This is a genomic window from Flaviramulus sp., assembly GCF_982512915.1.
Genome location: NZ_CEWOCJ010000002.1, coordinates 110246 through 133194, shown reverse-complemented (window position 1 = coordinate 133194; position 22949 = coordinate 110246). Strand labels below are relative to the sequence as shown.

The 22949-nt window shown below is 30.1% G+C and carries 27 protein-coding genes and 1 pseudogene; 19 read left to right on the top strand and 9 right to left on the bottom strand.

The annotated features are described in order from the left end of the window. Positions 1–41 precede the first annotated feature (41 nt). The 12 genes from AC1XJX_RS02205 to AC1XJX_RS02150 all read left to right on the top strand — a co-directional run bounded on the left by AC1XJX_RS02205 (position 42) and on the right by AC1XJX_RS02150 (position 7985). Entirely contained in the window at positions 42–1379 is a 1338-nt protein-coding gene (locus tag AC1XJX_RS02205; protein ID WP_482002331.1) for a dihydrolipoamide acetyltransferase family protein, read from the top strand. A 75-nt stretch (positions 1380–1454) separates the two neighbouring features. Beyond that, entirely contained in the window at positions 1455–2231 is a 777-nt protein-coding gene (locus tag AC1XJX_RS02200; protein ID WP_482002330.1) for an exonuclease domain-containing protein, read from the top strand. A gap of 18 nt (positions 2232–2249) precedes the next feature. Beyond that, positions 2250–2861, top strand: coding sequence for a fumarylacetoacetate hydrolase family protein (locus tag AC1XJX_RS02195; protein ID WP_482002329.1), 612 nt, complete (start codon positions 2250–2252; stop codon positions 2859–2861). Further along, on the top strand, positions 2862–3203 hold the full coding sequence (locus tag AC1XJX_RS02190) for an Hpt domain-containing protein (protein ID WP_482002328.1): 342 nt from the start codon (positions 2862–2864) through the stop codon (positions 3201–3203). Beyond that, positions 3203–4453: a competence/damage-inducible protein A gene (locus AC1XJX_RS02185; protein WP_482002327.1), complete on the top strand. Its 1251-nt coding sequence runs from the start codon at positions 3203–3205 to the stop codon at positions 4451–4453. Before AC1XJX_RS02190 ends, AC1XJX_RS02185 begins: the two co-directional genes overlap by 1 nt. An 82-nt stretch (positions 4454–4535) precedes the next feature. Next, on the top strand, positions 4536–4772 hold the full coding sequence (rpmB, locus tag AC1XJX_RS02180; RefSeq protein WP_482002326.1) for a 50S ribosomal protein L28: 237 nt from the start codon (positions 4536–4538) through the stop codon (positions 4770–4772). A gap of 25 nt (positions 4773–4797) precedes the next feature. Beyond that, a complete protein-coding gene (gene rpmG, locus AC1XJX_RS02175; RefSeq protein WP_007648529.1) occupies positions 4798–4980 on the top strand; it encodes a 50S ribosomal protein L33 in 183 nt (60 codons plus the stop codon). A 6-nt stretch (positions 4981–4986) separates the two neighbouring features. Next, on the top strand, positions 4987–5139 hold the full coding sequence (locus tag AC1XJX_RS02170) for a DUF4295 domain-containing protein (protein WP_482002325.1): 153 nt from the start codon (positions 4987–4989) through the stop codon (positions 5137–5139). A 160-nt stretch (positions 5140–5299) separates the two neighbouring features. Continuing rightward, a complete protein-coding gene (ftsY, locus tag AC1XJX_RS02165) occupies positions 5300–6253 on the top strand; it encodes a signal recognition particle-docking protein FtsY (RefSeq protein ID WP_482002324.1) in 954 nt (317 codons plus the stop codon). An 80-nt stretch (positions 6254–6333) separates the two neighbouring features. Continuing rightward, entirely contained in the window at positions 6334–6792 is a 459-nt protein-coding gene (locus tag AC1XJX_RS02160) for a DUF4442 domain-containing protein (protein WP_482002323.1), read from the top strand. Positions 6793–6865: 73 nt separating this feature from the next. After that, complete coding sequence (locus AC1XJX_RS02155) at positions 6866–7666, top strand: TIGR00266 family protein (protein ID WP_482002322.1); 801 nt, start codon at positions 6866–6868, stop codon at positions 7664–7666. A 121-nt stretch (positions 7667–7787) separates the two neighbouring features. Next, entirely contained in the window at positions 7788–7985 is a 198-nt protein-coding gene (locus AC1XJX_RS02150) for a hypothetical protein (protein ID WP_482002321.1), read from the top strand. Positions 7986–8020: 35 nt separating this feature from the next. Here the strand turns inward: AC1XJX_RS02150 and AC1XJX_RS02145 are convergent, their stop codons facing one another. Together AC1XJX_RS02145 and AC1XJX_RS02140 are read right to left on the bottom strand one after the other, a co-directional pair. Beyond that, entirely contained in the window at positions 8021–8956 is a 936-nt protein-coding gene (locus AC1XJX_RS02145) for a LysR substrate-binding domain-containing protein (protein ID WP_482002320.1), read from the bottom strand. A gap of 146 nt (positions 8957–9102) precedes the next feature. Further along, complete coding sequence (locus AC1XJX_RS02140) at positions 9103–9522, bottom strand: DUF2141 domain-containing protein (protein ID WP_482002319.1); 420 nt, start codon at positions 9520–9522, stop codon at positions 9103–9105. Positions 9523–9693: 171 nt separating this feature from the next. Here AC1XJX_RS02140 and AC1XJX_RS02135 point away from each other — a divergent pair. Next, positions 9694–10294, top strand: a pseudogene (locus AC1XJX_RS02135) (trimeric intracellular cation channel family protein). Between the two features lie 77 nt (positions 10295–10371). Here AC1XJX_RS02135 and AC1XJX_RS02130 read toward each other — a convergent pair. Beyond that, entirely contained in the window at positions 10372–11073 is a 702-nt protein-coding gene (locus tag AC1XJX_RS02130; protein ID WP_482002318.1) for a peptidylprolyl isomerase, read from the bottom strand. A 3-nt stretch (positions 11074–11076) separates the two neighbouring features. On the opposite strand from AC1XJX_RS02130, the gene AC1XJX_RS02125 reads away from it, so the two are divergent. The 4 genes from AC1XJX_RS02125 to AC1XJX_RS02110 all read left to right on the top strand — a co-directional run bounded on the left by AC1XJX_RS02125 (position 11077) and on the right by AC1XJX_RS02110 (position 15537). After that, entirely contained in the window at positions 11077–11718 is a 642-nt protein-coding gene (locus tag AC1XJX_RS02125; RefSeq protein WP_482002317.1) for an NUDIX hydrolase, read from the top strand. Positions 11719–11768: 50 nt separating this feature from the next. Next, on the top strand, positions 11769–12566 hold the full coding sequence (locus tag AC1XJX_RS02120) for a lysophospholipid acyltransferase family protein (RefSeq protein WP_482002316.1): 798 nt from the start codon (positions 11769–11771) through the stop codon (positions 12564–12566). 105 nt (positions 12567–12671) lie between these two features. Next, complete coding sequence (locus AC1XJX_RS02115) at positions 12672–14963, top strand: type IA DNA topoisomerase (RefSeq protein ID WP_482002315.1); 2292 nt, start codon at positions 12672–12674, stop codon at positions 14961–14963. Then, the gene (locus AC1XJX_RS02110; RefSeq protein ID WP_482002314.1) at positions 14956–15537 is read left to right on the top strand and encodes a pseudouridine synthase; all 582 of its coding nucleotides are present in this window, start codon (positions 14956–14958) and stop codon (positions 15535–15537) included. The genes AC1XJX_RS02115 and AC1XJX_RS02110 overlap by 8 nt, the downstream gene beginning before the upstream one ends. A gap of 9 nt (positions 15538–15546) precedes the next feature. Here AC1XJX_RS02110 and AC1XJX_RS02105 read toward each other — a convergent pair whose 3' ends face one another. From AC1XJX_RS02105 to AC1XJX_RS02095, 3 genes are read right to left on the bottom strand one after another with little or no spacing between them, the layout of a single operon-like run. After that, positions 15547–15933 carry a DUF3784 domain-containing protein gene (locus AC1XJX_RS02105; RefSeq protein WP_482002313.1) on the bottom strand — a complete coding sequence of 129 codons (387 nt, stop codon included), beginning with the start codon at positions 15931–15933 and terminating at the stop codon, positions 15547–15549. A 3-nt stretch (positions 15934–15936) separates the two neighbouring features. Next, entirely contained in the window at positions 15937–16572 is a 636-nt protein-coding gene (locus AC1XJX_RS02100) for a hypothetical protein (RefSeq protein WP_482002312.1), read from the bottom strand. A gap of 4 nt (positions 16573–16576) precedes the next feature. Then, complete coding sequence (locus AC1XJX_RS02095) at positions 16577–17071, bottom strand: RNA polymerase sigma factor (RefSeq protein WP_482002311.1); 495 nt, start codon at positions 17069–17071, stop codon at positions 16577–16579. Between the two features lie 206 nt (positions 17072–17277). On the opposite strand from AC1XJX_RS02095, the gene AC1XJX_RS02090 reads away from it, so the two are divergent. Further along, complete coding sequence (locus tag AC1XJX_RS02090; RefSeq protein WP_482002310.1) at positions 17278–19431, top strand: TonB-dependent receptor; 2154 nt, start codon at positions 17278–17280, stop codon at positions 19429–19431. Between the two features lie 26 nt (positions 19432–19457). Here AC1XJX_RS02090 and crcB read toward each other — a convergent pair whose 3' ends face one another. Next, positions 19458–19823 (bottom strand): fluoride efflux transporter CrcB, encoded by a 366-nt coding sequence (gene crcB / locus AC1XJX_RS02085; RefSeq protein WP_482002309.1) that lies wholly within the window; start codon positions 19821–19823, stop codon positions 19458–19460. Positions 19824–19825: 2 nt separating this feature from the next. Further along, entirely contained in the window at positions 19826–20851 is a 1026-nt protein-coding gene (locus AC1XJX_RS02080) for an SRPBCC family protein (protein WP_482002308.1), read from the bottom strand. 527 nt (positions 20852–21378) lie between these two features. On the opposite strand from AC1XJX_RS02080, the gene AC1XJX_RS02075 reads away from it, so the two are divergent. Next, on the top strand, positions 21379–21762 hold the full coding sequence (locus tag AC1XJX_RS02075; RefSeq protein ID WP_482002307.1) for a pyrophosphohydrolase domain-containing protein: 384 nt from the start codon (positions 21379–21381) through the stop codon (positions 21760–21762). 36 nt (positions 21763–21798) lie between these two features. On the opposite strand, the gene AC1XJX_RS02070 is transcribed toward AC1XJX_RS02075, so the two are convergent. Further along, positions 21799–22866 (bottom strand): branched-chain amino acid aminotransferase, encoded by a 1068-nt coding sequence (locus AC1XJX_RS02070; protein WP_482002306.1) that lies wholly within the window; start codon positions 22864–22866, stop codon positions 21799–21801. Positions 22867–22949 lie beyond the last annotated feature (83 nt).

The window sequence follows — 22949 nt, the reverse complement described above, 5'->3', positions numbered from 1 at the left end:
TTTGCAACCGAAAAATAAAAAACAATAATTACATTATTGATATGGCAAAGTTTGAACTTAAATTACCAAAGATGGGAGAAAGTGTTGCAGAAGCAACAATAACCTCTTGGTTAAAAGAAGTTGGAGACACTATCGAATTAGATGAACCTGTATTAGAGATTGCTACAGATAAGGTTGATAGTGAAGTGCCAAGTGAAGTTGAGGGGGTTTTAATTGAAAAGTTTTTTAATGTTGATGACGTTGTTCAAGTAGGTCAGGTTTTGGCAATTATTGAAATAAGTGGCAGTAATGATAATGCTGAAAATAATAATGAAATTGAAGTAGAAACTAAACAATATGAAGTAGTAAAGCAAATTACCCAAACCATAGCTATCGCTAAGGAGACAGCAGCACCTGTAACTTCAACTGAAAATAGATTCTATTCACCTTTAGTTAAAAATATTGCTAAACAAGAAGGTGTTTCTCAATCAGAATTAGATAGCATAGTAGGAACGGGAAATGAAGGTAGAGTTACTAAAAACGACATTTTAAATTATATAGAAAATAAAGGTGATAGTAAACCAATAGCTCAATATTCAAGTCATGAGATTGTTGAAAAAGTTATTCAAGATCCAGCTTTAAAACCTATTATAACTGCTAAAGTTGAAAATACAACAGTTATCTCAAATGGTGAAGATGAGATTATTGAGATGACAAGAATGGGTAAATTGATAGCCCACCATATGGTCGAATCAGTTAAAACTTCAGCGCATGTTCAAAGTTTTATTGAAGCAGATGTTACCAAAATATGGAATTGGAGAAATAAAGTTAAAGATAATTTCATGAAACATGAAGGTGAAAGTTTAACCTTCACACCAATTTTTATGGAAGCTGTTGCTAAAGCACTTCGTGATTTCCCAATGATGAATATATCGTTACAAGGAAATACAATCATAAAAAAGAAAAATGTTAATTTAGGTATGGCAGCAGCTTTACCAGATGGTAATTTAATTGTACCCGTTATTAAAAACGCAGATCAATTAAATTTAGTTGGTATGATCAAGCAGGTGAATGATTTAGCTAGTCGTTCCAGAATGGGAAAACTAAAACCAGATGATACTCAGGGTGGTACATACACTGTAACCAATGTAGGAACTTTTGGAAGTATTATGGGAACACCTATAATTAATCAGCCTCAAGTAGGTATTTTAGCTTTAGGTGCTATTAGAAAAGTACCAGCTGTAATAGAAACTTCCGAGGGTGATTTTATTGGTATTCGTTATAAAATGTTTTTGTCGCATTCTTACGATCATCGTGTTATAAACGGTGCTTTAGGAGGTCAATTCGTGAAAGCTGTTAAAGATTATTTAGAGGCTTGGGATATTAACAGGGAGATTTAATCAGCAAAATAAGTATTTTGAATCCAACCCTTTTAAATGGTTGGATTTTTATTTTTGCAAAACATAAAAAAGCTAATGCAATTAAACCTAACAAAACCCATTTGTTTTTTCGACCTAGAAACTACAGGCGTTAATATAACTACAGATAGAATTGTAGAGATTTCAATTTTAAAAGTATTTCCTAATGGAAAAGAAGAACGTAAAACATGGTTGGTGAATCCAGAAATGCCGATACCAAAAGAGGTTGTTGAAATTCATGGAATTACTGATGAGAAAGTTGCTAATGAGCCAACTTTTAAGGTCTTAGCTAAAGAAATTCATAACATTATCAAAGATTCTGATTTAGGAGGGTTTAATTCCAATAGATTTGATATTCCTCTTCTAGCAGAAGAAATGCTTCGTGCAGATGTTGATTTTGATATGAAAAACCGTTTGGCAATTGATGTGCAAACTATTTTTCATAAAATGGAACAGCGCACATTAACTGCTGCCTATAAATTTTATTGTGATAAAAATTTAGATGGTGCTCATAGTGCGGAAGCAGATACCAATGCAACTTACGAGGTATTAAAAGCCCAAATAGCTAAATATGACGACATAGAAAACGATACAAAATTTTTAGCTGAGTTCAGTTCTCGTAAAAAGTTTGCAGATTTTGCGGGATTTTTAGTTTACAATAAAAAAGGTGAAGAATGTTTTTCTTTTGGTAAACATAAAGGGAAAACAGTAGATAATGTTTTACAAAGTGAACCTGGATATTTTGGTTGGTTGTTGAATGCTGATTTTCCGCTGTACACAAAAAAGGTTTTAACAGCCATTAAATTAAGAAGTTTTAATAATAAGTTAGACTAATTATCAAAAAACTAAACAATGAAACTAATTTGTATTGGAAGAAATTATACAGAGCATATAAAAGAGTTGGAAAATGAAAAACCAACCGAGCCAGTAATTTTTATTAAGCCAGATACAGCAGTTCTTTTAAAAAAACAGCCGTTTTTTATTCCAGATTTCTCTGATGATGTACATCATGAAGTAGAAATATTAGTTAAAATAAATAAGGTTGGTAAGTATATCGATAAAAAATTTGCACATAAATATTATGAAGAAATTGGTCTTGGTATAGATTTTACAGCAAGAGATCTTCAAAGTAAATTAAAAGAAAAAGGACTTCCTTGGGAAAAAGCAAAATCTTTTGATGGTGCCGCTGTAATTGGTAATTGGTTGCCTGTAAATGAGATAGATGATATTAATAATATTGAATTTTCTTTAAAAAAGAACGATAATATTGTGCAAAAAGGAAATACAAGCCACATGCTTTGGAAAATTGATGAAATTATAGAATATGTATCAAAATATTTTACTTTAAAGATAGGAGATATTATATTTACGGGAACGCCATCAGGAGTTGGCAAAGTAATTGCTAACGATAAATTAAATGGATTTATAGGAACTAAAGAAATGTTTTCAATAACTGTAAAATAAATGGAGCAACATTACAAATTATATAGAGTTCGTGAGTTAGCTGATAATGATGAAGATTTTATCTCAACTCTTGCAGAAGCCTTTTTAGAAGAAGTCTCTGTTGACGCCGATCGATTAAAAAAAGCTGTATCAGAAAAGGATTATTATAATACTTACCAAGCAGCACATAAAATGAAGCCTACTATTGATTTATTCGAATTAGGTGTGCTTGATACTTTAATAGAAGTACAAGATTGGGGTAAGTTTGAGAAAAAGGATTTAGATATTACACCCCAACTTGAAGTTGTATTAATTGCGGTAGATAATGCTTTAGAAGAAATACGCTCAGATTTTAATTTATAATGTTAGCAGAAATAATAACAATTGGAGAAGAGCTTCTTATTGGTCAAGTTATTGATACCAATTCTGCATTTATAGCACAACAACTTAATAAAATTGGGGTATCTGTTTATCAAATAACCTCTGTTCAAGATGATAAAACACATATATTAAAAGCTTTAAAAGATGCTGAAAGTAATGTTGATGTTATTATTTTAACAGGCGGATTAGGTCCGACTAAAGACGATATTACTAAAAAAACTATAGCTGAATATTTTAACGATACTTTAATTCTAGATGATTCAGTCTTAAAAAATATTGAGTCTATATGGGAGCAATATGTTAGGCAAACACTACTTCAAGTAAATAAAGATCAAGCGTTAGTGCCATCAAAAGCAACTGTTTTAATGAATAAGGTTGGAACAGCACCAGGTATGTGGCTTGAAAAAGATAATAAAACTTTCATTTCATTACCAGGTGTGCCTTTCGAAATGAAGGCCTTAGTTTCAAATGAAGTTATTCCTAGATTAAAGGATAAGTACCATTGTCCTTATATTTTACATAAAACCTTACTGATTTATGGTTTGGGTGAGAGTACACTTGCCGATAGAATTGAAGCTTGGGAAGATGCCTTACCTAAGCATATAAAATTAGCTTATTTGCCAAGTTTAGGTAAAATGAGATTACGCCTATCTACAAAAGGGTTTGATAAGCAAAAAGTTGAAGAAGAAATTCACCAACAAATAGAAAAAGTATTGCCATTAATTGAAAATGAATTTTTTGGTTATGAAGATGAAGATGGTAATGAGGAAGTTGTAATTGGAAATCAATTAACTAAAATTGAAAAAACGTTAGCAGTAGCGGAAAGTTGTACAGGTGGTAAATTGGCAGAGTTGTTTACCGCAAATTCTGGTGCTTCAAAATACTTAAAAGGTGGTATTATAGCTTATTCAACACAATCAAAAATTGACGTTTTAAATGTTTCAGAACATTTAATTGACACATATTCTGTAGTTAGTAGTCAAGTTGCAGAGGCAATGGCCCAAAATGTATTGAAATTATACAAATCAGATTTTGCTATTTCAACTACAGGAAACGCAGGTCCGTTAAAGGGCGATTCAAATGCAGAGGTTGGCATCGTTTTTATTGCTATAGCTACAAAAAATAGTGTTTTTTCTAAAGAATTTAACTTTGGAAATCATCGTGCAAGAGTCATTAATAAAGCTGTAAATAAGGCTCTCGAAATGCTTCAAAAAGAAATTTTTAAAAATTGATAAAAATTACGTTGTCATAAATTAAAGATTTTATATATTTGCACCTCGTTTTTAAACAACAAAAAAATTAAAGTTATATACAATGTCAAGAGTTTGTGAACTAACAGGAAAAAAGGCAATGGTTGGGAACAATGTTTCTCATGCTATGAATAAAACTAAACGTAAATTTAATGCGAATTTAGTTAAGAAACGTTTTTACATACCAGAAGACGAAAGTTGGGTAACTTTAAAGGTTTCTACATCTGCTTTAAAAACTATTAATAAAATAGGAATATCTGCAGCAATTAAAGATGCAAAATCTAAAGGATTTTTAAAATAATAGCTGTATTTAATAAGTAAAAGACATGGCAAAAAAAGGCAATAGAATACAAGTGATTTTAGAATGTACAGAGCATAAAGAGTCTGGTCAACCAGGAACTTCTCGTTACATTACTACAAAAAATAAGAAGAATACACCGGATAGAATGGAGATTAAAAAATTTAATCCTATTTTAAAACGTATGACAGTTCATAAAGAAATAAAATAATAAGTCATGGCAAAGAAAACAGTAGCATCGTTACAAACATCTTCTAAAAGATTAACAAAAGCGATTAAAATGGTAAAATCACCAAAAACAGGTGCTTATATGTTTGTTGAGTCTATAATGGCACCAGAATTCGCTGAAGAATTTTTCAACAAAAAATAAAACATCTTGTTTTAAGATATTATAAGCTGCTTTCTTTATTTGAAAGCAGCTTTTTTATTTTATATTTAACTGCCATAATAACATATTTTTCAAATTGGCAAAAAAATTGACAATATCAATAAAAATAGTTTTATCATTAACAATAATCAAAATAATATAGATGAGTTTTTTTAAAAAAATATTTTCTTCTGATAAAAAGGAAACTTTAGATAAAGGCTTAGAAAAAACCAAAACTAGTTTTTTTGGTAAATTAAGTAAAGCTGTAGCAGGAAAATCTAAAGTTGATGATGAGGTTTTGGATAATCTGGAAGAGGTTTTAGTCTCAAGTGATGTTGGTGTAAATACTACATTAAAAATAATTGAACGTATTGAGGAGCGGGTTTCAAAAGATAAATATTTAGGAACCGATGATTTAAATCAAATACTTAGAGAAGAAATTGCAGGTTTGTTAAGTGAGACAAATTCTGGAGAGGAAACTGAGTTTTCAATTCCTAAACATAAAAAACCTCATGTAATTATGGTAGTTGGTGTCAACGGTGTTGGAAAAACAACAACCATTGGTAAACTGGCATTTCAATTTAAGAAGCAAGGATTTAAAGTAGTTTTAGGTGCTGCTGATACGTTTAGAGCGGCAGCTATTGATCAGCTTCAAGTTTGGGCTGATAGAGTAGATGTTCCTTTGGTAAGACAAAATATGGGTAGTGATCCAGCTTCGGTAGCTTTTGATACGTTGCAAAGTGCCGTAACCCAAGATGCAGATGTTGTTATTATAGATACTGCAGGTCGTTTACATAATAAAGTAAACTTAATGAATGAGCTTACAAAAGTAAAGCGTGTGATGCAAAAAGTAGTTGCTGATACGCCTAATGATGTCTTATTAGTTTTAGATGGATCTACTGGTCAGAATGCTTTTGAACAAGCTAAACAGTTTACTGCAGCTACTGAGGTAACATCGTTAGCAGTAACTAAATTAGATGGAACAGCAAAAGGTGGTGTTGTTATTGGTATTAGCGATCAATTTAAAATTCCAGTAAAGTATATTGGAGTAGGTGAAGGTATTGGAGATTTACAGGTTTTTAATAAGTTTGAGTTTGTTGATTCTTTTTTCAAATAACTTTTATTACGTTAAGAGATTACATAAATCATTCCATTTAAATCTTTAAAAAAAAATCAACAAAATATTATTTGTAAATTATGAATATCACTCCAAAAAAACTAAATACTTATACTATTTTTAAATTACCTGCCGCATTTTTTTGTGGTGTTAGAACAAAATATATTGATGATATTAAATGTGTAGTAACGGTTAAACATAAATGGATCAATCAAAATCCTTTTAGATCGATGTTTTGGGCAGTACAAGGTATGGCAGCAGAGTTTTCAACTGGCGCTTTAATGATTGCTAAAATTCAAGATTCTGGTAGAAAAATTTCAATGTTGGTTACTAGTAACAATGCTACTTTTACTAAAAAGGCTACTGGTATAATTACTTTTACATGTACTAACGGTAATTTAATAGATGATGCCATAAAAAATACTATTGAAACTGGACAGGGGCAAACAATTTGGATGAAATCTGAGGGTGTTAATGAAGAAGGTGTTGTGGTTTCAACCTTTAATTTTGAATGGAGTATTAAGGTGAAGAGACCATAGTATTTTATTTAAAAATATTGTAACAAATGCTCAAGTTTATCAACTCATATACAGAATTAAAAAAGTTTGAAAGATGACAGCACACGAAATTGATTATAGAATCTACGGAGAAGAAATGCAATACGTAGAAATCGAACTAGATCCTCATGAAGGCGTAATAGCTGAAGCGGGTAGTTTTATGATGATGGATGATGGTATTAAAATGGAAACTATTTTTGGTGATGGTTCGCAAAATGATTCAAGCTTTTTAGGGGAAATTTTAGGTGCAGGTAAACGTATACTTACGGGTGAAAGTTTATTTATGACTGCTTTTTATAATAACCTGATTGGTAAACGGAATGTGTCATTTGCATCACCTTATCCAGGAAAAATTATACCTATTGATTTAACGGTGTTTGGTGGTAAATTTATTTGTCAGAAAGATGCTTTTCTTTGCGCAGCTAAAGGAGTAAGTGTTGGTATAGAATTTTCTAAAAAATTAGGTAGAGGTCTTTTTGGAGGAGAAGGATTTATCATGCAAAAATTAGAAGGTGATGGTATGGCTTTTGTTCATGCTGGTGGTACTATGGCAAAAAAAGAACTTTTAGCAGGAGAAGTTTTAAGAGTAGATACCGGCTGTATTGTTGGTTTTGATCAAACTATTGATTATGATATCGAATTTATTGGAGGTATAAAAAATACCATTTTTGGAGGTGAAGGTTTGTTTTTTGCAAAATTACAAGGTCCGGGAACTGTTTTTATTCAATCTTTACCATTCAGTAGATTAGCTGGCAGAGTTTTAGCTTCAGCTCCACAAAGTGGTGGTAAAAATCGAGGAGAAGGCAGTATCCTGGGTGGCTTAGGTAATTTAATAGATGGTGATAATAGATTTTAGTGTTAAATTTTTTTTAATAAAAAAAATCATGTTTGTTTTTTTAGTAAATTAGAATGATAATTTTAAATTTACAATTATAAAACAAATCTACTATTTCAATAAAAACTTAAATTTAATTAAAATGGCTAGAGCTATGCTAGAGTACACAAAAACTATACTAAACAAAGTCAGTTTTGATGCAGCTTTATTTTGTAAAGAAGTGCAAAAAGCATTACAGCGATTATTACCTTACGAGATTGAAGAACTTAAAATATTTATTCATACTCTTATTCAACAAAAACCTGAATTAAATCAATGTTTAATTTATTTAAAACCATAATAAAAAAGCGACTTTTAAGTCGCTTTTTTAATTTCTTATTTTTTAGGTAATGGGCTAATAATTTTCACATCTTGAAAAGCAATAGCACCTCTTATAATACCCGATATAACATCTTGTAAAGCTTCAATGATTTGAATTTTCAACTCACTTTTATGGTAAATAATACTAACTTCTCTTGCAGGTGTAGGTTCGTTAAAATAATGTAAATTATCTTTTTCTTTAATGTCTAAACTATGCAAATACGGAAGTAAAGTCATTCCTAAACCTTCATTTGATAATTTAACAAGTGTTTCAATACTGCCACTTTCAATTTGAAATTGATCATCAGAATGGTCTTTAAAAACTTTACATAAGTTGATGACGCCATCTCTAAAACAATGTCCATCTTCAAGTAATAACATATCATTAATATCCAAATCAGAAACATCTATCTTCTTGTTTTCATGAAGTCTGTGGCCTTTTGGGATATAACACACAAATGGTTCAAAGTAAAGTACACGTTCTTTAATGCTATCGTCTTCTAAAGGAGTAGCAGCAATTGCAGCATCTAAATGGCCATCTTTAATTCTGGTAATTATTTCCTCAGTTGTTAATTCTTCAATTTTTAATTTAACTTTTGGGTGTTTTTTGACAAAAGCTTTTAAAAACATAGGTAATAAAGTAGGCATCACAGTTGGTATAATACCAATTTTAAATTCGCCTCCTATAAAGCCTTTTTGTTGGTCTACTATATCTTGTATTCTATAAGATTCATTTACTATATTTCTAGCTTGCGTTACAATTTTTCTACCAACATCAGTAAGTTCTATAGGTTTTTTGCTTCTATCAAAAATTAAAACATCAAGCTCATCTTCAAGTTTTTGTATTTGCATGCTTAGCGTTGGTTGCGTCACAAAACATTTTTCTGCGGCTTTTGTGAAATTTTGATTTTCAGCAACAGCCAAAACATAATACAATTGGGTAATAGTCATTATAATCAATTTAGATTATAAAAATATAAAAACTATCAATAAAATTTATCACAACAGCTGTTAATAATAAATTAAAATACAGAATACTTAAAATTGAAATATAAAAAAAGCAACCACTAGGTTGCTTTTTTTAAGGTCTATATAGTTTAAAATATAATTTTTAAGTCTAAATCTTCTTTTAAATCAAATTTTGCAGTAGTGAATTGAGGTGGGCCAAAACCAGCTGGATTGTTAGACATTCCGTAAGATTCTTTAGGCATGCCACTTTCAGAAAAATCCATTGTTTTATTATCATTTTCATCATGTAAAGCCATTATAGCATAGGAGCCAACTTTAACATTTTCAAAAGTAACTGTAATTTTTCCATCTATAATTTTACTTTCTTGAGTTTGTATGCCATTACCTTTCATAAAAGTATTTTCAGTATGGAGGGCTAGCAAAACATGTCCATTATTATTAGTTATATTTTCAATAGTAACGGTAATTGTTTTTGAGTTTCCTGTTTCTTGAGCGTTGGTAAATAAGATTGATAATCCTAATACGATAAGTGTAGATAGTGTTTTCATGATGTCTGTTTTTATTTGTTTTACACTTCAAATATCATATACATTTGTAAAGTTTAATAATTGTAGTGACTCAATTGTAGATTTTTAAAGATGAATTGTATAATTTTTTCCTACATATTCAAACCTCAAGTTTATATTTGAAAAATTAACAAATTATACCAAAAACAAAGTATGTTTTATATCGTAGATATTTTGGAACCATCGCTTTTGCTATTTCAGGTGTACTGGTATCCATCAATAAAAAAATGGATCTATTTGGTATTTAATAATAGGCTTTGTAACCGCCGTTGGTGGTGACACATTACGCGATTTACTTATAGGTAATACACCAGTTAGTTGGATGCAAGATATTACCTTTACATATGTCATTTTATTATCTGCATTATTCGCCACCATTTTCAGAAGCAAAATTAATTACCTTCGTACCTCATTATTTCTTTTCTATACCATCGGCATTGCACTAAACACACTTTTAGGCATAGAAAAAGGTATTAATGCCAATTTACATGCAGTAATATGTATCGCATTAGGTACCATGACAGCTAGTTTTGGAGGCGTTATAAGAGATATTTTGTGTAACGAAATTCCTGTTATTTTTAGAAAAGAAATTTACGCAACCGCATGTATTTTAAGAGGTTTTACTTATTTTTTGTTAAGCGAGTTACTAATTCCAAACAATATTATTTTTGTAATTGCAGGCATTGTAGTTATAGTAACTATGTTGTTAGCCGTAAAATATAAAATAGCATTGCCAACAGTTTATAAAGATTAATTTTTTTTGTTTTACTCTATCTGGTCGGGCTTTTCGCGCTATACGGTAGCATCCTTCTATCCCCAACGCGATCAGTATTAATCAATAATTTCAACCTTTTTAATAAAAATATTTTTCATAGGCCAATCTCCATCATCTGTTTCAACAGCTGCAATTTTATCAACCACATCCATACCTTTAATAACTTCACCAAAAATCGTGTAATCGCCATCTAAAAAGTGAGCACCACCTATTTGGTTTACAATAAAAAACTCAAAAGGCGATGCTAATTTATGTGGGTTATTAATCTCACTACTAGGCATAGATATTACACCTCTATCATGCTTATAACCGCGTTTTGTGTCTGGAGGTAATAAATATTTGCCAATTTTAGCGCGTTTTTTAGCAGTTATTACATCATCACTATTTCCAGCTTGCACTATAAAATTATCAATAACTCTATAAAACTGAGTGCCGTTAAAATATTTTTGTTTAGTTAAAAAAATAAAATTCGAACGATGAAATTTTGTATTCTCATATAGTAAAATATCAATTGTGCCAAAATCAGTTGTAATACGTGCTCTATTTTCTTTATGTTTTTTATTATACTCTAAAAAAAAGTCCATGGCATTTTTAGAGTTTAATTTAGGGTATTTTATTTCGAGAGCTTCTATATCATTTTCCTCAGAAACTTCGTTTTTAGATTTCGTTACTTCTTCTTTTGTAAATTTCTTTTTAGTTTGTTTATCTTCACAACTCATAAATAAAAAGAAAAAACTTAAAAGTATAATTAGGCGCATACCATGAAATTTGATGATTTTTTAATATCGTTATCAAAAATAAAAAATATTAAGCTACCAGCCGAAACTTCTCATTTTAAAATGGTACCTCCGTTCCGTCAAGAGTTATTAAGTTTAAATAAGGAAGCTATCAAAAACGCAAAAAACGCTGGGGTTTTGGCGCTTTTTTACCCAGATGTATACAATATAACCACGTTCGTTTTAATTTTAAGAAAATCTTACAAAGGGGTACATTCTGCTCAAATAGCATTTCCTGGAGGTAAATTAGAAACAATGGATTCGTCTATACAAGATACAGCCTTAAGAGAAACTTTTGAAGAGGTAGGAGTGCCTATTAATACCATAAATGTGGTTAAAAAGTTGTCTCAAGTTTACATACCTCCTAGCAATTTTTATGTGCATCCATTCATGGCTTATGTTAATACTACTCCAAATTTTATTAAACAAGTCGATGAAGTTGAAGCTATTTTAGAAATTTCTTTAGAACACTTTTTAGACGATAAAACATTGATTACTAAAAAAGTAGAAACATCTTATAGGGTGGAGGTTGATGTGCCAGCATTTCAATTAAATAATCATATAGTATGGGGTGCAACCGCTATGATGTTAAGTGAAATTAAAGACTTATTAAAACAACTCATCTAGTTTATAGATTTATTACATTTGTAATAACTAACTAATTTGAAGCATGATTTATGGGATTGTTTAAAAGAAATCCATTCGGGCATATACTAATTGTAAAAAAATGGCTCATTCGTATTTTGGGGGCTATGACGCACAGGCGTTTTAGAGGTTTTAACGAATTACAAATAGAAGGCTCTGAAATTATTAAAGACTTACCAGATACTAACGTATTATTTATTTCTAACCATCAAACCTATTTTGCCGATGTGGTATCTATGTTTCATGTGTTTAATGCTAGCTTAAGTGGTAGAGTAGATTCTATAAAAAATGTAGGATATTTATGGAATCCTAAATTAAATATTTACTACGTAGCAGCTAAAGAAACTATGAAAGATGGTTTGTTACCTAAAATTTTGGCTTATGTTGGTTCTATTAGTATTGAGCGTACATGGAGAGCAGAAGGGCAAGATGTAAATAGGCAAGTGCGAATGAGTGATATATCAAACATTGGTAAAGCTTTGGATGATGGTTGGGTGATTACCTTTCCGCAAGGAACCACAACACCTTTCAAGCCTATTCGAAAAGGAACAGCACACATTATTAAACGCTATAAGCCAATAGTTGTGCCTATAGTTATTGATGGATTTAGACGTTCTTTTGATAAAAAGGGATTGCGTATAAAGAAGAAAAATATTCTTCAATCTATGGAAATTAAGGCGCCGTTAGAGATTGATTATGATAACGAATCAACTGAAGATATAGTTAAAAAAATAGAATTTGCTATAGAGCAGCATCCATCGTTTTTAAAAGTTATTCCACAAAGTGAGTTAGAAGCGCTTGAAGAGTTAAATAAACTTCGTAAGTGGTGATATTGAGTTTTTTATTGTGTTATTTAGTTAATAACTCCTAATAATTCTCTTTAAAAAACCTAATCAAAATACCTATTTTGCACTTTACAATTCAAATAAAAATAAGTGAAAGTCTGTATTGCAGAAAAGCCAAGTGTAGCCAGAGAAATAGCCTCAGTTTTAGGTGCTAATACTAAACATGATGGATATTTTGAGGGGAATGGCTATGCAGTAACCTATACTTTTGGGCATTTATGTACTTTAAAAGAGCCTAATGATTATAAACCATACTGGAAAAGTTGGGATTTAAATAATTTACCCATGTTACCAGAAAAGTTTGAAACTAAAGTAGTTTCAAATTCTGGAATTCAGAAGCAATTCAAAATTGTAAAAAGTTTATTTGATAAAGCGGATCTTGTTATAAATTGTGGTGATGCTGGTCAAGAAGGAGAACTCATTCAACGTTGGGTAATGAGTCAAGCCAATTATAAAGGCGAAGTGAAACGTTTATGGATTTCCTCACTAACTACTGAAGCTATTAAAGAAGGATTTCAAAATTTAAAACCAGCTTCAGACTACGATAATTTATATTATGCAGGATTTTCTAGAGCCATTGGCGACTGGCTTTTAGGGATGAATGCTACAAGATTATACACCGTAAAGCATGGTGGTTACAAGCAAGTTTTATCCATAGGTAGGGTGCAAACCCCAACTTTAGCTATGGTTGTTAGCAGGTTTAAGGAGATTGAAAATTTTAAACCACAAACATATTGGGAATTACAGACACTGTATCGAGAGACTTTATTTAGTTATGAAGAGGGACGTTTTTTAAAAAAGGAAGACGGTGAGTTATTAGCTAATAAAGTTAAAGAAAGTAATTTTGAAATTATTTCTGTTGAAAAGAAAAAGGGGAATGATTTTGCTCCAAAATTATTTGATTTAACAGGTTTGCAGGTGTATTGCAATAATAAATTTGGTTTTTCGGCTGATGAAACTTTAAAAATAGTACAGAAGTTATACGAGCAAAAAGTGGTTACCTATCCAAGAGTAGATACCACATTTTTACCAAGTGATATTTATCCTAAAGTATCTGGTGTTCTTCAAAAGTTAACCAATTATTCAAGTTTAACACAGCCACTTTTAGGCAAAAAAATAAAAAAGTCGCCTAAAGTTTTCAACGATAAAAAGGTAACAGACCATCATGCTATTATTCCAACTGGGATTCAAATTAATTTACAATACAACCAACAGCAAGTTTATGATAGTATAGTAAGACGCTTTATTGCTGTTTTTTATGACGATTGTTTAGTTTCTAACACCACGGTTATAGGAAAAGCAGATACTGTTATTTTTAAAACTACTGGAAAAGAAATTTTAAAAAAAGGATGGCGTGTTGTTTTTGAAACCGAAAACACAAAAACTAAAGAGTCTAATATCTTGCCAACTTTTGTTGAAGGAGAAAAAGGATCACACGAACCCTCTTTTTTAGAGAAGGAAACCAAACCTCCTAATCAATTTACAGAAGCCTCATTGCTTAGAGCCATGGAAACTGCTGGTAAACAAGTTGATGACGAGGAATTAAGAGATTTAATGAAAGACAATGGAATTGGTAGACCATCAACACGAGCCAATATTATTGAAACGCTTTTTAAAAGGCAATATATAAAACGTAATAAAAAGCAAATTTTACCTACAGTAACAGGTATTCAGCTTATTGATATCATTCAAAATGATTTATTAAAATCTGCTGAGTTAACTGGTAACTGGGAAAAGCAATTGAAAGATATAGAAAAAGGCGAATTTAGTGCAGCTAATTTTATAAAGAACATGAAGGTCATGGTTGATGCCTTGGTTTATGAGGTACGTAGTGAAAATATAAGAGCTAATATATCTCAAGTAACTGTAATAAAAAATAGATCTACAAAAATTAGTAAAAAGAAAGAAGCAGCAATTATTAATGAAAGTTGCCCAAAATGTAAAAATGGGCAATTATTAAAAGGAAAAAATGCTTTTGGTTGTAGTGATTTTAAATCTGGTTGCGATTTTTTGTTGCCATTTATTATCCACGAGAAAAAAATAACTGAGAAACAGTTTATTAGGTTGCTACAGAAAGGCTCAACTGTTAATCTAAAAGATTTTAAAACTAATGCTGGAACTATTGAAGGTCTACTACGTTTTGATGAAAATTTCAAATTAAAATTAGAACCTAAGCATAAATCAGTGAAACCAAAAACAGATAAACTTATTTGTCCGAAATGTAAAAAAGGAACAGTGATAAAAGGTAAAACGGCTTATGGATGCAGCGCTTTTAAATCGGGTTGTAATTTTAAAGTGAGTTTTGATGTGGTTCGAACTAAAATAAATGGGCATCAACCAACAAAAGAGCTCGTTCATAAAATCATCACAGAAAGTGCTTGAAAAGAAACATCGACATTTTATAATTTATAAACCGTACGGGTTTTTAAGTCAGTTTTTCAGCAATTCTTCACAACAAAAAAATAAAAATTTTTTAGGAGAACTTCATGATTTTCCAGAGGGGATTATGCCTATTGGCAGATTGGATGAAAACTCTGAAGGATTATTGCTATTAACTACTAATGGAAAAATAAGCGACCTTATTAACAGTAAAAAATTTGATAAAGAATATTATGCACAATTAGATGGAGATATTCTTGAAGAAGCTATTAATAAACTAAAAAATTGTGTTGAAATTGGTTTTGAAGGCAGAAAATACATGACCAAACCTTGTGAAGTTTTTAAACTAGAAACCGAACCAAACTTACCAAAACGGTCTAAAAAAATTCGTGATGAAAGACACGGACCAACCAGTTGGATCTCCATAACTTTAAATGAAGGGAAATTTAGGCAAGTTAGAAAAATGACTTCAGCAGTTGGTTTTCCAACATTAAGGCTCGTTCGTGTTAAAGTAGGTAATATAAGCTTAAATAATATGCAAATAGGAGATGTTGTAGAGGTTGAAAACTTAATTTAAAAAGCACGTTTAGAATAATTTAATAATTATAAAAACCAAAATAATAGATAATAAAACAATCCCTATTTGGTTGATTTTAGAAGGTTTTTTTATGTAGTAATAATTACTTTTACAAATAAAATATATATACATTAAAATAGGGTATATTATTAGTAAAACCTTTAAAGCTGTATGATATTTTAAAATATCAAATAGCAACCCAAATACAATTATTGTTAATCCAAGAAAAATGTGAAATAACTTAAAAAAAGGAATGAAAGTCTTGATGTCAAAATTCTTTCGTTCTTCTTTACTCATAGTATTATAACCAGAAAGTAAATATTTAGCATTATTTTCTGTTAGAATAAAACCAATGCCAATAAAAATAATTCCTATTATTAAAATAGTCAGAATCATAAATTAAACTTCTAACTTCTCTAATTCGTTGTAATTTTTGTTAAGTCTTTTTAATAAAAATCCATAAATAATCTTGTAAAAAAGATAAACTATTAAAATGAAAATAACTGTACAAATTATCATAATAGCATAGGCAATAGCTAATTCTTTGGAGCTAAAGTTTTCAATTTGTGAAGCAATATTTGGGTCGTTATTTAAAGCATGATAAAAGCCAAAAATTAAAGATACACCAGCTATAACTAAATTATAAATCACATAACATTTAATGATGTTTCTAGTTTTAATAATACTTTTCATTAAGTTTTTAGCATTATCAGTAACAGATATAGATTTGTAAGAGTTATAAAGTAAATAAATAAATAGTAGAATAATACCGTAGGTTAGAAAGGTAATTCCTGTTAAAACATATTCATTACTATAAATTATTTGTAGCTTTTGCCTATATTCATCTGAATAGAAATAAGGAATTGAATTAATAAGAATCCAAAACATAAGTTCAGCAATACTTATGTAAAAAAGTGTCTTAACAATAGAAGACGATTTTTTTTGTAACAGGGGGTAAATATCTTTTACCGATAATTTTTTGTAATCGGTATTAGCTTTATTCCAATCTTTCTTTAATATATCTAATTCATCCATAATTTTACGGATTAAGTATGGTTTTAAGTTTCGTTTTTACACGATTCATTTTAACACGTGCATTAACTTCACTAATACCTAAGGTTTCACTAATTTCTCTATAGTCTTTGTCTTCTAAATACAAGAAAACAAGTGCTTTTTCAATATCATTTAATTCATGTACAGCTTTGTACAAAATTTTTAATTGTTGCTCTTCGGTATCATCATAATCCTCAGATTTTATTTTAAATTCAACACCTTCAAAATCTTGAGTGTTAATTGTTCGTTTAGATTTTCTGTAAAGCGTAATAGCCGTATTTAAACCAACACGATACATCCAAGTACTAAATTTTGAATCGCCACGAAATTTAGGATATGCTTTCCAGAGTTGGATGGTTATTTCCTGAAACAAATCGTTATGAGCATCATAGTTATTGGTGTACAAACGGCAAACTTTGTGCACAATATTTTGATGCTTTTCTAGCAATTCTACAAAACTATGTTCTAGTTCTTTATTCAAATTGATGGTTTAGTTATTATGTAAGTAGCCCAAACTATGGAAACGTTACAAATTTGTAAAAATTAAATTTTAAAATAGATTTTTAAACAAAAAATTCAATTCATCGCACATATTTTACAGTTCGGTAATTTTCAATTTTTACTTCCACACTTCTCCTTCAAATTTGCTTAATCAAACAAAAAACGAACTGTTTAAAAATCAATCAAATGAAAAATTTAATAACCATCGTCATTACTATAATCAGCATTCAATTATATGCCCAAACAACCATTAATGGAAATATTTTCAATAGTAAAAATGAACCCATTGTAGGAGCTAATATTTATTTGGAGGGCACTTATGATGGCACTACTTCCAATGAAGATGGAATTTTTACTTTTGATACTTCAGAAACAGGAAGTGTTGTATTAATTGTTTCCTATTTATCGTATGAAACGTTTACCATGGCAGGAGATTTGTCTTATATGAAGAATCTCACCATTAAGCTTCGTGATGATGTTAACACTTTAGATGCTGTGGTACTTTCGGCAGGAACATTTTCGGCAGGAGACAATAGCAAAGTGAATGCTTTAAAACCTTTGGATGTGGTAACTACGGCAAGTGCTTTGGGTGATTTTGTTGGTGCTTTACAAACCTTGCCTGGAACCACAACAGTTGCTGAAGATGGACGTTTGTTTGTACGTGGGGGGGAAGCAGAAGAAACTCAAATTTTTATAGATGGAATTCGTGTATTTACACCTTACGCTCCAACAACAAATAATGTACCAACGCGCGGCAGGTATTCACCTTTTTTATTTGATGGAATCACTTTTTCTACAGGTGGGTATTCAGCAGAGTTTGGTCAGGCCTTATCTAGTGTGTTGCTTTTAAATACTATTGATGAGCCCGATCAAGAAAAGACAGATATTGGTATTATGACCCTAGGAGCTAATATAGGAAATACTCAAAAATTGAAAAAAAGTTCGATAAGCGTAAATGCCTCCTACATAAATTTAGCACCTTATAACACTATTTTTAATAATAGAAATAATTGGATAAAACCTTTTGAAACGGCTTTTGGTGAAACTGTTTTTAGAATAAAAACCAATACAGGAATAATAAAGCTTTATGGCGCTTTTGATGCGACTAATTTTGAATTAACTCAAGAAGATATTAATATTGAAGAGGGGGTTTATTTCAAATTAAACAATAAAAACTTATATTTTAATGGTTCTTATCAGAGTGTTTTAAATGACAATTGGTCGTTACATGGTGGCTTTAGTTACACCTACAGTAATAATAAATTTAATATTCTTGAAAGTGCTATTAATGGTGTTGAAAATTCGATTCACACAAAAATTAAATTTAAAAACCGTATTAGTAATCGCTTTAAATTATACTTAGGAGCAGAGTATTTTACTACTGATTTTAAAGAAAACTACAGTGACCAAACTATTAAAAATGTTGCATATGGTTTTGAGAATAATATTATTGCAGCTTTTGCAGAAGCCGATATTTTTATATCAAAAAATTTGGCTTTTAAAACAGGTATTCGTTCGGAGTATAGTCAATTATTCAAAGATTTTAATTTAGCTCCCAGAGTCTCGTTTGCTTATAAAACAAATAGTAAAAGTCAAGTATCTTTAGCTTATGGTAATTTTTTTCAAAACCACAATAGCGATATTTTAAAATTTAATCAAGAATTAAAAGCACAAAGCACATCGCATTATATTTTTAATTATCAGTTTAATGCAGACAGAAAAATATTTAGAGCAGAAGCTTATATTAAGAATTATAATGATTTGGTTAAATACGATACAGAATTTGTAAATTTTGATACCAATTTTAATAGTGATGGTAATGGTTTTGCGAAAGGAATTGATTTCTTTTGGAGAGATAGTAAAAGCATCAAAAACTTTGATTATTGGTTAAGTTATTCTTTTTTAGATACCAAGCGAGATTATAAAAATTACCTTTCAAAAGCACAGCCAAATTTTGCAAATACGCACAATTTTTCATTAGTTGGAAAATATTGGATAGATGATTTAAAAAGTCAAGTTGGTTTAGCTTACTCCTATGCATCTGGAAGAACTTTTACCAATCCCAATAAATCTGGGTTTTTAAATGACAAAACGAAGTCTTTTAATAGCTTAAGCGTTAATTGGGCGTATTTAATAAGTCCTCAAAAAATATTTTATGCTTCTGTAAATAATGTTTTAGGATTTAAAAATATAAATGGTTACCAGTACGCAAATACGCCAGATATTAATGGAAATTTTAATAGAAGGGCTTTACGATCAGCAACAGATCAATTCTTTTTTATTGGTTTTTTCTGGACGATAAGTGATGACAAAAAGAGTAATCAGTTAGACAATTTATAACAAGCTATTTTTGATTACATTAAGGTTTATTTTACTAAAAACATACCTAAAAAAACAGCTAAAAAGCCTACTATAAAACTGGCTATAGTATAAATAGCAAAACTTGTAAAATCTCCAGTTTTTAAAAACACATGGTTTTCATAAGCAAAAGTTGAGAAGGTTGTAAAACCACCACAAAACCCAGTTGCTAAAAGTAAAGTTTGATTTTGTGAAAGCGAGTCATTTTTAAGAGCTAAACCAAGTATAATTCCAATAAGTAAACTACCAATTATATTGGCAGCAAATGTGCCATATGGAATTCCAGTTTCAGCATTGTTTAAAAATTTACTTAAAATATATCGTAAAACACTACCTAAACCACCACCTAAAAAAACTAATATAAGCTGTTTCATATCTATTTTATAGCAATATAAATTTCAGTAATCCAATCAGCTGGATTTGGTGTGTTAAAAATATCTTTTTTGTAAACTTCTAACATAGGACCATCAACTGCTGCTTCAACATTATTTGCAGGTATATAATTCATAGCTTTTTCCCAAGCTTCTTTTAAATTTTTAGTATTTCCTTTAAGGCTTGTTTTAACGGCTTTAAAAGGGTTTAATTGTCCTGTTAAAATACTACTATTAGCCTCAGTAATTACCTTATCCGTAGTTGGCACACAACTTGAAAATATTGCGGCATTGTTTTCTTCGTCCCATTTAATATATTGTGTAAATGGCGATCCTGCCATTGGTATATTATTATTCGTAGCATAGGATGTAACTTTAGGCATCATTTCTTGTATTTTATTTTCCAATTCTGATATTTTACAAGATGTAGTATTATATAAATAATAGCCTCCACCATGTTGCGCGTTAGCTTCTATCGTAATGCTATATTTTTCAATATTAACAGTTGTAATACTATCTAATTTAAATAAACCTCTATCAAAATCTGTTGCCGTATTTTCTTCTATCGATCCAGCGAAGGTAGTGTACAATTTTGTCATAAAACCTTGCTTGCCTTCCATTCCCCAGGTTACTAAGGTGCCTTCAAGGGTGTTTTCAAAAGTCCAATTTATATTAGACTCAGATTCAAAAGGTTTTATAAAAGTAATTTGTTGTGAAATTGATTTGTCTTTTTCAATAGTAGTGGTATTCATCATACCTTCACCTAAAATCTCTCCATTCCAAGCATAATTTCCATCTACACCACTAGTTTTATTACCATAAGTTAATGTTGCATTTGGTTCTTGTTCAATCCAAGGAGAAAAACTAGGCCAATTCTTATAATCATTTACGTAGTTAAATAAAATGGATTTTGGAGCTTTTATAAGTTTACTCCTCGTAAAACTAAATTGGTTTGGTTGTACAGCGATATAAATGGCTAAACCAATAATGGCAATAAGAAAAAGAAAGAGAATGTATTTGAGAGCTTTCATTGTTTTTGGTTTGAAGCGTTATACAAACCAAATATAATCATTTTAAGATTTTGATTTAATGATGATTATAAATAAACAGTAATTATAATAAAGATGTAAGCAGTAAAGAAAAAAATTAAGGTTCTGTTTTTTTATTAACACTTAATATCAACAATATTATATTAACAAAAATTAATACACTGATTATTAATAGAATTTTCATGATTGGTTCTTTAGTTACTTAATAGATACTTAAATTTTAAAATGGTTGCGTTAAAAAAAAGTATTTATTTATATAACAACTAAGATTGTTTTATTCCTAGCTTTTTAAAGAAGAAATTTGATTGCAGCGATAAATGAAATAAAGGCAATAAAGGCTGCTAGCACCCATAAACTGCCTTTGTAAAATTTTTTATGGATTTTTAAATCTTTTTTGTAAGTAAACCCAATAATTATAGAAAATACAATAAAAAATAAAACACCAAAAATGATTTGACCTTTACTAAACATATAGTTATTTTTATACAAATTTAAACAAAAGAGATTAGATGGAAAATAAAATAGAGGCTGTAAAAGCATTTCACAAAGCATTTAAAATAGGATATAGAGAAACGCCTAAAGCAGATTTAGGAATTGAAAAAAATATGCTTCGATATAAATTAATGAGAGAAGAAAATGAAGAATATTTGGAAGCTGCAAATAACAATGATTTAGTTGAAGTAGCAGACGCCCTAGGCGATATGCTTTATATTTTATGCGGAACCATAATTGAGCACGGTATGCAACATAAAATTGATGAAGTTTTTGATGAAATACAACGAAGTAATATGAGTAAATTGGGAGAAGATGGCGAGCCAATCTATCGTGATGATGGTAAAGTGCTTAAAGGCCCAAATTACTTCAATCCAGATATTCAATCTATTTTAAAATAAAAAAAGGAAGCTATTTAGCTTCCTTTTTTTAAATAATTAATCAGCTTTATATCTCCAGCCAAATGGATCTTCAGCTTTATTAGTTTGTATATCAGTAATACGTTTCTTTAAATAGTTAGCAAAAGTGTCTTCTAGTTTTGGTAATTCGAAATCTTCATTTTTATACCCAAAACCTGAAATTGGTGATATAACGGCTGCGGTTCCAGCACCAAACATTTCTTTTAAACTACCATTTTTTGAAGCTTCAACGACTTCAGCTACCGAAATTTTTCTCACTTCAACAGCAATATTTTCAGATTTAGCCACTTCAATGATACTTTTACGAGTTATACCATCTAAAATACGATCGCTAGTTGGTCCCGTAATAAGCGTATCATTAATACGAACAAAAATATTCATAGCACCAGCTTCTTCAATATATTCGTGGGTATTATCATCTGTCCAAACTACTTGTTGGTAACCTTTTTCAATTGCTAATTGTGTTGGATAAAATTGTCCAGCATAATTACCGCCAGCTTTCGCAAAACCAACCCCACCATTTGCTGAACGCGAATAGGTTTCTTCAATTAAAACTCTAATTTCACCTGCGAAATAAGAACCAGAAGGTGCTGTTGCAATTATAAATTTGTATGCATCAGCAGGAGAGGCATGAAAGCCTTTTCCTGATGCAAATATAAAAGGTCTGATATATAAAGAGCTGCCATCTTTTTTTGGAATCCAATTTTTATCTACTGTTATCAGTGCTTTTAAGCCATCCATGAAATAGTTTTCCGGAAGTTCAGGAATTGCTAGTCTTTTTGCAGAAATATTTAATCGCTTAAAATTATCCAAAGGACGAAATAACCAAACATTTTCATCAGTATCCTTGTAGGCTTTCATACCTTCAAAAATAGATTGTCCATAATGAAAAATTTTCGCAGAGGGATCAAGCGTTATAGGCGCATAAGGAACCACTTTAGGTACTTGCCATTTTCCGTCTTTAAAATCACACTCTAGCATATGATCTGAAAAAACACTTCCAAATTTTAAATTATCAAAATCTACATCATTAATTTTTGTATTTTTTGTTTTTATAATCTCTATATCATTGCTTATGGCATTCATAAATCTAATTATTTAATGATACAAATTTAACTAAAAAACGTTTTTAAAAAGTAGTATATTTACATAAATCGTTTAAAATTGAA